Below are 6666 nucleotides of genomic sequence, written 5' to 3'. Positions count from 1 at the left end.
CGGTAGTTCAGTTGGTTAGAATACCTGCCTGTCACGCAGGGGGTCGCGGGTTCGAGCCCCGTCCGTTCCGCCACTTATTAAGAAGCCCTGAGCATTTGCTCAGGGCTTTTTTTTGTGTGCAATCCCGCCACGCTCCAGGTGTCCCACGTTATATAGCCTGATACCTCTGCCGGGTAGCATACTGGTTGCTTCCCTTCGGCGAATATCACGGAAGAAACACGGAACCGCACCACCGAAGTCCCAACATGAATACAGGGCGCTCAGTGCTTTGCCTGAGCGTAGCGAGTGCCGTTAACACACCCATTCCTGCACAAGCCGGTTAGTATGAGCCCAGACTGCAAGCCCGCCTCACATCCCACTACGCGACTGATTTATATGCTCACTCATAAAATCAATAAACGCCCGAATGCGCGTGCTGACTGCGCGATCGCTGTAATAAACGGCGCTAAAGGGCATCTCCACCGGTAAACGCTGGTCGGATAGCACCTCAACCAACTCACCGCTCGCAAGCTCACGATCGATCATATAGTCCGACAGGCACGCAATACCGTTGCCGGTAAGGCAGAGCTGCTTCAGCGTTTCTCCACTGTTTGATGATAACCCAATGTTCGCTTCGTAAAGTTGCCCATCGGCCTGTGCTACCGGCCAGCGGTTGAGCGTTGCCGGTTCGGTAAAGCCAAGACACAGATGATCGTTAAGATCCTCTACACCCTTCGGTGTCCCATAACGATCCAGGTAAGCCGGTGAGGCAATAATTTTGCGGTAGCTGGTAAACAGCGGGCGGGCGCGCAGGCTGGAGTCGGTTAGTGTCCCGACGCGGATCGCGACGTCCACTTTACGCTCTATCAAGTTGATGAAGGTTTCCGACGACACCAGCGACAGCGTTACCTCCGGATAGCGCTCGCGAAACGGTTTGATAAGAGGCATCAGAAAATGCAGCACTACCGGCGTTGCTGCATCGATGCGTAACAGCCCGCGTGGCGTCTGTCGAGACTCCATTAGCTCGTTTTCAGCCGCGGCCATCTCCTGAAGCACCTGCTGTACCCGTCGAAAATAACGCTCTCCCTCCTCCGTCAGGCTGAGCTGGCGTGTGGTGCGGTTGAGCAGGCTGACCCCGAGCTTCATCTCAAGCTTCTTCACTGAGCGGCTGATAGCCGAGTTCGCCTGTCCGAGTTGCTCTGCAGCCCGGCTAAAACTTCCGCTCTCTACCACCGCGACAAATACCATCAGCTCCTCAGAGGTCGCTTTCACTGTTGCTCTCCTGGCAAAAATTCTGGTGTCACTATGATCGTTTCGTTATTGAAGCATGCCAGCCCATCAATCGCCATCAAATGACCGTTGCGACTGTCGATGACACGGCAACCCGACGATAAAGCCCTCGGTTAGCGAAACGGCTAACCCAGCACCGGGCGCCGCCGGTTGAGAAAACATCGCTATCCACATTGAAACCCTGGACTAAAATCCCTATAACTGATGGACCGCCTGCATTTTCCGGCGGTTCATGTTTGATGGAGTTGGAAGCTAAACGTGCGAAAAACGACTTATGCCATGCGTTACATTGCCGGTCAGCCTGCGGAGCGAATACTGCCGCCGGGCTCGTTCGCGAGTATTGGCAAGGCGTTACCCGCCGGCGCTCCTCTGCCTGGCCACGATGTGCTTCGCGTGCTGGTGTGGAATATTTTTAAACAGCAGCGCGCCGAATGGCTCTCCGTGTTGCAGAATTTCGGGAAGGATGCGCATCTGGTGCTGTTGCAGGAGGCGCAGACGACGCCCGAACTCATTCACTTTGCGACTTCCAACTACCTCGCCGCTGACCAGGTCCCGGCCTTTGTCCTGCCCCAGCATCCTTCTGGTGTCATGACCCTGGCCGCGGCACATCCTGTTTACTGCTGCCCGTTGCGCGAACGTGAACCCATCCTTCGCCTGGCTAAATCGGCGCTGGTTACCGTCTATCCCTTACCCGATGGTCGAATGCTGATGGTCGTGAATATCCACGCTGTCAATTTCAGTCTTGGCGTGGACGTCTACGGCAAACAACTTTTACCGATTGGCGATCAAATCAGCCATCATAACGGTCCGGTCATTATGGCCGGTGATTTCAACGCCTGGAGCCGTCCGCGCATGAATGCGCTGTTCAGGTTCACGCGTGAGATGTCGCTGCGTCAGGTGCGTTTTACCGACGATAATCGCCGTCGCGCTTTTGGTCGCCCCCTCGATTTTGTGTTCTATCGTGGCATGAACGTCAGTGAAGCCTCTGTACTGGTCACCCGTGCCTCCGATCACAACCCGCTACTCGTTGAATTCAGTCCCGGCAAACCTGAGCTGAAGTAACGGTATGTCAGGTCTGCCGCAGGGCAGATCTGACGCTGCCCTTTTTTCTCTCAACCGCAAGGACAAACATCATGACCATCCGCTCTCATCGACATCACGTCGACAGCCAGTTTGGCCAACAGGCTGAAGCTTACTTAACCAGTCAGGTTCATGCCAGCGGCCGCGATCTGGAACGCTTACGCAGCCGCCTCGCCGGCTGCACTGACGCCCGGCTTCTTGATATTGGCTGTGGGGCAGGGCACGCGAGCTTTATTGCAGCAGAGCAGGTCGCACAGGTCACCGCGTACGATCTGTCGCAGCAGATGCTTGAGGTGGTTAGCCAGACGGCACAGGCGCGTGGTCTGGACAACCTGGCGACGCGGCAGGGCGTTGCAGAGCATCTGCCGTTTGAGGATAACAGTCTGGATATCGTCATCAGCCGCTATTCTGCACATCACTGGCAGGATCCTGGCATGGCGATGCGGGAAGTGCGGCGCGTGTTAACGCCCGGAGGGCGGGCCATCTTTATGGATATCATGTCTCCTGGCCCGGCCGTGACGGATATCTTCCTGCAGACCATCGAGGCACTGCGTGATACCTCGCACGTCAGGAATTACTCCAGTACGCAATGGCTGGAGATGTTTATTCAGGCCGGGCTGGCAGTTCAGGAGGTCATTACCGATCGGCTGATGCTGGAGTTTTCATCCTGGGTCACCAGGATGCGCACGCCAACGGTGATGGTGGAGGCGATTAGGGCCTATCAGCAGAGTGCGTCGGATGAGGTAAAGCGCTATTTCGCGCTGCAGGAGGATGGCTCATTCAGCCCGGATACCATCATGATAGAGGCCATAAAGCCAGGCTAAAAAGAAAAAAGGCACCGGGGGAATCGGTGCCTTTTTTAATTCTCATCAGGAATCAGGTCTGCTGTCGTTTTTCACGAAAAGCGTAATCTGATCGCCCGGCTTGAGTGTGTCAGTACCCGTGTTCCAGCGCAGCACGTCTTTGATATTTACGCCGTGACGTTTGGCAATGCTCGAAAGCGAATCACCCTTACGCACGCGATACGTGATGCTGTCGCTGTTCTTCGCGAGGCGCCCTGCGCTGCTGGAGTCTCCTCCAACGTTGAGCGTCTGGCCGACCTTAAGGCGTGAGCCTTTGAGACCGTTCATGCGCTGCAGTTCGCTCGTGGTCACGTTCATCCGTGACGCAATGCTTGATAACGTATCGCCGGAGCGTACGGTATAAACACGGCTGCCGGTATCATCGTTATTCGCGAGAATAGCCGGCTGAACAGCTTCAATTTCGTTAGCCGCCAGCGAGTTACGTAACTTCGCCGCGTGCTTACGTGGAACCATAACGTACTGTGGACCGCTTGCGCCCAACGTCGCGCCTTTGACGCCTGCGTTGAAGGTTTTCAGCTTTTTAACTGAAATCCCGGCCATTTCCGCCAGTTGTTCCATTTCGACCGGGTTACTGACCGGAACGCGTGCCAGAGCACGGCTCTCATCAGGGGTCGGTAAATTAACGCCATACCGCTCGCTGTTTTTGAGGATGTCACTCAACGCCAGCATTTTCGGTACGTATATTTTGGTTTCGTGCGGCAGGGAGAGCGACCAGAAATCGGTGGGTTTACCACGCGCTTTGTTCGCTTTCATTGCCTTCAGTACCCGACCTTCACCGCTGTTATAGGCCGCAACCGTTAACAACCAGTCGCCGTCAAACATGCGGTTCAGACGCTCCATCATATCCAGTGCCGCGGTGGTGGAAGCCACTACGTCACGACGTGCGTCATAGCTGCGGGTCTGTTTCAAACCATAATTTCGCCCTGTGCTCGGTATGATCTGCCAGATGCCTGCGGCATTGGCGCCAGACGTCGCGTGCGGGTCAAAAGCGCTCTCCACTATGGGTAGTAGTACCAGTTCCATGGGCATGTTACGTTTCTTAACTTGCCCTGCTATCCAGTACATATACGGCTCTGCCCGTAATGTTACATCGTGGAGATAGCTCTTATTTTTTAAATACTTTTGTTTCTGTTCGCGAATCCGGGCATTTTCCGGAATTCCCATCTTTAGCTCGTCGCCAATGAAAGCCCACAGGTTTTGATCGTCTGCCAGAGTGGACGAACCGTCCATCCAGAAACCACTTCGACTTGTTAGCTTTCCTGCTTCCCCTTGACCAGCCGCAGAAAGGCTCTGAGCATGCTGCGTAACGTCACCATCGCGCTGTTGCGCCTGGCAACCCACCAGCAAGACAGAGGCGAGTAATATCGCTTTTGCCTTCATGTGTGTGTCAATAGTTGCTTAAAAGACGAGCGATGATAACTGCGATGTTTCCGTAACACAAGTCTGAATTCAGAAGTTATCCTTCTTCGCCCGTAACCAGGCGAAAATCTGCTCTGGGTGTTGCAAAGATGTTTCTGTGTTTATTTTATCAATTAAAACAGTGTCATGCGTGCGAAGGAACAGATTAATCTGACGCTCTTTTTTCAAAGAAACGGGTAGCGTAATTTGGTTTTTCGCCCGTAACTCCTTAACTTTACGGTAATAATGGGAAATTGCCTCATCCTCGGGAAGAACGGCTGACGCAAACTTAAGATTACTTAATGTATATTCGTGGCCACAATAAATTAATGTATCTTCCGGAAGCGCGTTTAATTTTTCAAAGGACTGATACATATGGGTTGGCGTGCCTTCAAACAGTCTTCCGCAGCCGCCGGAAAAGAGCGTGTCGCCTGAGAACAGATAAGGAAAGCTAAAAAAGCAGATATGTCCTAAAGTGTGACCCGGGGTGGCAATGACGCTAAATTCGCGTCCCAAAACAGGGACCTTTTCCCCTTCTTTCACGATGACGCTGGCACCTTTATCCTGCGTCTCCGCAGGCCCATAGACCACTATTTCAGGGTAGCGCTGGCGCAGTTCTTTCACGCCGCCAACGTGGTCATGATGGTGATGGGTCAGTAAAATTGCCTCCGGCTGCCAGCCGTTTTGATCGATTGCCGCAAGCACCGGCGCCGCTTCGCCCGGATCGACAATCACGCATTTTCCCGCTTCGTTATGGAGAACCCAGATGTAATTGTCCTGGAGCGCGGGAATGCTGGTAATATCCATAAAACACCTCTCATGCGTTAGGGAAGGTAGTGATGAAAACGGCAAGGATACCTCACAAATTAGTGGCACCCTCCCGCTGGGATGAACTGCCGGCCGGAGAGCGCTATCGCCTCTCGCTTGAGCAGCAGCTCCAGCCGTGGCTTGCGAAAATGTACGGTTTCCACCTGCTTAAAATCGGCAATATGAGCGCGGAAATCAACACCGAGGCCTGTGCCATCTCCCATCAGGTTAGCGTATCGCTTAGCGGTTCGCCCCAGCAGGTGCAGGCCGATCCGCTGCGGTTGCCCTTTGCGGCGAAGTCGGTGGATGCCTGTTTGCTGGCCCATACGCTGCCCTGGTGTCACGATCCGCATGCGCTGCTGCGGGAAGCGGACCGGGTATTGATCGACGACGGCTGGATTGTGCTGAGCAGCTTTAACCCGATAAGCCTGGCGGGGTTAATGAAGCTGGTGCCGGTTAAGCGTAAGCGAGTACCTTACAACAGCCGGATGTTCAGCATGATGCGCCAGCTCGACTGGCTGTCGCTGCTGAATTTTGAAGTGATGCACCGCGAGCGTTTTATGGTGCTGCCGTGGAGCAAGCAGGGCGGGAAAATGCTCAGTACCCATCTTCCCGCGCTGGGCTGTATGCAGCTTATCGTGGCGCGTAAGCGTACCATTCCGCTGACGCTCAATCCGATGAAAGCGCGTAAAGCCAAAGCCTCGCTGCGCCAGACCGTGGGCGCCACGCGGCAGTATCGTAAGCCTTAACTTGCCTGCGGCAGGTAGCCGACGTCTTCCTGGGTCGGATTCTCGGCGGCACGGCGCGCCAGTTCATCGCAGCGTTCGTTTTCCGGGTGACCGGCGTGGCCTTTTACCCATTCCCACTCGATTTTATGCTGGCTTAAGGCCGCATCGAGGCGCTGCCACAGGTCGACGTTCTTTACCGGTTTCTTCTCGGCGGTTTTCCAGCCGCGTTTCTTCCAGTTGTGGATCCACTGTGTGATCCCCTGGCGCACGTACTGGCTGTCGGTGCTCAGCACGACGTCGCAGTGCTCGCGCAGACCTTCCAGCGCCACGATAGCCGCCATCAGCTCCATGCGGTTGTTGGTAGTCAGGCGATAGCCGGCGCTGAACTCTTTTTCATGCTCTTTGTAACGCAGAATTGCCCCGTAGCCACCCGGCCCTGGATTGCCAAGGCAGGAGCCATCGGTGAAAATTTCTACCTGTTTACGCATCTCTGGTAGACTTCCTGTGATTAAAACGCCAAG

The 6666-nt window shown here is 54.7% G+C and carries 7 protein-coding genes; 3 read left to right on the top strand and 4 right to left on the bottom strand.

Annotation, left to right across the window (positions count from 1 at the left end; translation table 11 throughout):
- Window positions 1-348: 348 nt before the first annotated feature.
- Window positions 349-1251, bottom strand: a complete 903-nt coding sequence (gene yafC / locus DW58_RS09620; protein WP_024548413.1) for a DNA-binding transcriptional regulator YafC — start codon at window positions 1249-1251, stop codon at window positions 349-351.
- Between the two features lie 276 nt (window positions 1252-1527).
- Between yafC and DW58_RS09615 the strand changes: the two genes are divergently transcribed.
- Both DW58_RS09615 and DW58_RS09610 read left to right on the top strand, forming a co-directional pair.
- Entirely contained in the window at window positions 1528-2331 is an 804-nt protein-coding gene (locus DW58_RS09615) for an endonuclease/exonuclease/phosphatase family protein (RefSeq protein WP_024548414.1), read from the top strand.
- A gap of 71 nt (window positions 2332-2402) precedes the next feature.
- A complete protein-coding gene (locus DW58_RS09610; protein ID WP_024548415.1) occupies window positions 2403-3173 on the top strand; it encodes a class I SAM-dependent methyltransferase in 771 nt (256 codons plus the stop codon).
- 45 nt (window positions 3174-3218) lie between these two features.
- Here DW58_RS09610 and mltD read toward each other — a convergent pair whose 3' ends face one another.
- Together mltD and gloB are read right to left on the bottom strand one after the other, a co-directional pair.
- Window positions 3219-4592, bottom strand: coding sequence for a murein transglycosylase D (mltD, locus tag DW58_RS09605; protein ID WP_024548416.1), 1374 nt, complete (start codon window positions 4590-4592; stop codon window positions 3219-3221).
- Between the two features lie 69 nt (window positions 4593-4661).
- A complete protein-coding gene (gloB, locus tag DW58_RS09600; RefSeq protein ID WP_024548417.1) occupies window positions 4662-5417 on the bottom strand; it encodes a hydroxyacylglutathione hydrolase in 756 nt (251 codons plus the stop codon).
- A 32-nt stretch (window positions 5418-5449) separates the two neighbouring features.
- Here gloB and DW58_RS09595 point away from each other — a divergent pair, with 32 nt between their 5' ends.
- Window positions 5450-6166 carry a class I SAM-dependent methyltransferase gene (locus DW58_RS09595; protein WP_024548418.1) on the top strand — a complete coding sequence of 239 codons (717 nt, stop codon included), beginning with the start codon at window positions 5450-5452 and terminating at the stop codon, window positions 6164-6166.
- Here DW58_RS09595 and rnhA read toward each other — a convergent pair.
- Window positions 6163-6633 (bottom strand): ribonuclease HI, encoded by a 471-nt coding sequence (gene rnhA, locus DW58_RS09590; RefSeq protein ID WP_024548419.1) that lies wholly within the window; start codon window positions 6631-6633, stop codon window positions 6163-6165. The genes DW58_RS09595 and rnhA overlap by 4 nt on opposite strands.
- Window positions 6634-6666: the final 33 nt, after the last annotated feature.

It is taken from the genome of Siccibacter turicensis LMG 23730 (assembly GCF_000463155.2).
Lineage (GTDB): Bacteria > Pseudomonadota > Gammaproteobacteria > Enterobacterales > Enterobacteriaceae > Siccibacter > Siccibacter turicensis.
Note: the sequence above shows the minus strand (reverse complement) of the source record. Positions and strands in the feature narration are given on the sequence as shown.

Excerpts from the sequence above, each read along its gene's own strand:
- gloB (WP_024548417.1), bottom strand. The coding sequence starts at position 5,417 with ATGGATATTACCAGCATTCCCGCGCTCCAGGACAATTACATCTGGGTT.
- DW58_RS09595 (WP_024548418.1), top strand. The coding sequence starts at position 5,450 with ATGAAAACGGCAAGGATACCTCACAAATTAGTGGCACCCTCCCGCTGG.
- DW58_RS09610 (WP_024548415.1), top strand. The coding sequence starts at position 2,403 with ATGACCATCCGCTCTCATCGACATCACGTCGACAGCCAGTTTGGCCAA.
- mltD (WP_024548416.1), bottom strand. The coding sequence starts at position 4,592 with ATGAAGGCAAAAGCGATATTACTCGCCTCTGTCTTGCTGGTGGGTTGC.
- rnhA (WP_024548419.1), bottom strand. The coding sequence starts at position 6,633 with ATGCGTAAACAGGTAGAAATTTTCACCGATGGCTCCTGCCTTGGCAAT.